Here is a 2,415-nt window from a genome sequence, read left to right as displayed (position 1 = left end):
TGATACAAATCCTGCTACTGTCTTTATTCCAACCCCTTTAATACTTAACATTGCTTCAGTACCCGGCACTTTCTTTAGTAAGTTTTCTAGCTTGATAGTTAATTGCTTTATCTGACTCGTTATGATTTCATATTGATTCAAGAAATAATTTAATTCAAACTTTGCTATTTCAATTCCTTCAGTCAGCCCTATTGAATTTTCAGCAGCTTTTATAAGCTTTTTGGCTCGTTTTATTCCAACTGCTCTTTTAACTTCTGTCTTCCAAGTTAAAACTATTTCTTCTGGTTTCATTTCTATTATTTCAGACGGTAAAGGAAATGTCTTTAGTGTAACTAAAGACGCCTTTCCATCCCAACCTTTAAACACTGTTAAATATTCAGGAAAATACTTATCTATAAACTGATGTATCTTTCCTATTACTCGTTGTAAATCTTTATTTAATCTCTCCATATGAGTCATTGCTACACGAATATTAGCATAAACACCAACTGGTATATTAGGCTCTGAATAACGTCCATCTTTAACCAGTTGAGCTATTACTTTAGCGTCTTTCTTATCATTCTTGGTTGGGGAATTATCATCTAATTCTTTACTTTTTTTCGTGTGACTTGGATTTACTAATACTATTTTTATTTTCTTTTCTCTCAAAAGTTGAGCTAAGTTCAACCAATAATGTCCTGTTGGTTCCATTCCAACTATTATATCTTCTTTTTCATGCTTATCTTTTAATTTTAACATCCATTTTAAAAATTCATTAAACCCTTCTTCTGAATTTTGAAAAGCTAAAGCTTTTCCATATTCAATACCACGATAATCTTGAGCTCTTACAACATGTTTTTTCTTAGCAATATCAACTCCTATTACTAAAGTTGACTCTTTGACTTGCATTATTTTACGATTTCGATTATAATTCATTTTATGAGTGCCTCCTTTTTATTTAGGGATCTTTATTAGATACCCCGTATTATATCAAGGAGGTGCTCTTTTTGTCTATCTAGATATTTATTTATTACAGGAATGCTCCTCGTATAATATTATTAAGATATTTAATTTTTAATCTTGATTTTTGGGCTAAAACTTTCTAGACTTATATTATTAGGTTGGGTAAATAACTAACACTCCGTGCAGCTTGACTGCTATTTAAAGTCTGTTACTTCTAGTTTCGTGCTTTAACTTCTTACCCCTACCGTGAGAGTGTTTAAGTGTGAGACTAAATGCAGCAGGTTAGTCTCATTTAAAACACTTAGACTTCATCTCTAATAGAAGCGAGGATGAAGTGGGTATGAAAACTAGGGAGTCTAGCCCACTTACTTAACTAATTCAAATTCTCTGGGAGGTTTTAATTATGAATAATAATACTTTATACGTAGGTTGTGATGTCAGCTCTGATAATAATTATTTTTGCTTCTTACTTGGCGATGGTACTAAGCTTGATACCAAGTGTTTTGATAATAATAAATCAGGAGCAAATAAGCTAGTTAAACTTATTCTTAAACATCTAGAAACTAATAACTTAAGTGCATTAATTTTTGGTGTTGAAGCTACTTCTAACTATCATTTTCATCTGCTAAATTTTATCGCTTACAATCAATTACTTGCAGATTATGATGTTAAAGTTTATCAATTAAATGCTAAAATAATTAAGAATTTCAAAGATGCATATTCTGATAAAAGCAAAACTGATAAATATGATGCTTTTATCATTGCTGACAAACTACGTTTTGGACGACTCCCAGAAGAGTATACGCCTTTTAATGAATATGAACCTCTTAAAAGGCTCACAAGAACAAGATTTCATCTTGCTGAAAATCTTAGGCGAGAAATGAATTACTTCATTTCCAACCTATTTCTTAAATTTAGTGAATATAAAAAATTGCCTTTTTCCAACACCTTCGGTGCTACTTCTGTGGCTTTATTCACTGAATTTGACGTTGAAGAAATTGCTGACCTTTCTATTCAAGAATTAATTGATTTCTTAGTTGAAAAAGGTAAAAATAGATTTTCTGATCCCGAAGGCTACGCTAAAGAAATCAAAAGAATTGCACGTAATTGCTATAATATTGACCGTGATATTCAAGATGCTGTTAATCTAACTTTAGAGACATCTTTAGATACAATTAAAGCTTTAAAAAGTAGTTTAAAACGTGTCAATAAAGCTATTGAGCGTGAAGTCTCTAAGTTTCAACAGACTCTAGATTCTATACCTGGTATTGGACCAATCTTCACTTCCGGTATAATTGCTGAAATTGGCAATATATCGAATTTTACTGATGAAGCTAAACTAGCTAAATACGCTGGCTTAGTTTGGAATCATAAGCAATCTAATGACTACAAAAGTGATGAAACTGGTATGAGTAAATATGGTAATAAATATCTCAGATATTACTTGATACAAGCTGCCAATTCAGTTAAAAA

2 protein-coding genes are annotated in these 2,415 nt (G+C 31.2%); one reads left to right on the top strand and one right to left on the bottom strand.

Annotated elements, in window-relative coordinates; all coding sequences use genetic code 11:
* Nucleotides 1-915, bottom strand: a 915-nt coding sequence (locus tag HALSAC_RS0103655) for an IS110 family RNA-guided transposase (protein ID WP_027339120.1), incomplete at its 3' end; no start/stop codon positions are given.
* A gap of 430 nt (nucleotides 916-1,345) precedes the next feature.
* Here HALSAC_RS0103655 and HALSAC_RS14955 point away from each other — a divergent pair.
* Nucleotides 1,346-2,415: IS110 family RNA-guided transposase (locus HALSAC_RS14955; protein ID WP_035571249.1), on the top strand; the 1,070-nt coding region annotated here is incomplete at its 3' end.

Source organism: Halonatronum saccharophilum DSM 13868, assembly GCF_000517025.1.
In the GTDB taxonomy this organism is placed as follows: Bacteria; Bacillota; Halanaerobiia; order Halobacteroidales; family Halobacteroidaceae; genus Halonatronum; species Halonatronum saccharophilum.
This window is presented reverse-complemented; position numbering and strand designations above follow the sequence as displayed.